This window comes from Metallosphaera javensis (ex Hofmann et al. 2022) (genome assembly GCF_022064045.1).
GTDB lineage: Archaea > Thermoproteota > Thermoprotei_A > Sulfolobales > Sulfolobaceae > Metallosphaera > Metallosphaera javensis.
Genome location: NZ_JAKNCW010000082.1, coordinates 1 through 227, shown reverse-complemented (window position 1 = coordinate 227; position 227 = coordinate 1). Strand labels below are relative to the sequence as shown.

Sequence of the window (227 nt, the reverse complement as noted above, 5' to 3'; positions counted from 1 at the left end):
GAGCGTGAAGATCGCGTCTCTCCCCGTCCTGACCCAGATAATGTGTTACCTTCTCAGGGTTAATAACCTTGAGCCCAGGTTCCACTCCCTGGAGGAGGTGGCCAGGGCCCTTGCTGGTTACTACCTGGGCCACTCGCTCAGGAGGTTCAGGTTGCCCAGGAGCACTGTTCACTACTACTGGAGGAGATTGTCCAGCGCGAGAGTTGACGTGCCTGTGTCAGGGGAGT

1 pseudogene is annotated in these 227 nt (G+C 57.7%); it reads left to right on the top strand.

Annotated features, from left to right (window positions below):
* Positions 1-4 precede the first annotated feature (4 nt).
* A pseudogene (locus tag L3N51_RS12485) lies at positions 5-227 on the top strand (IS6 family transposase); the annotation flags it as partial.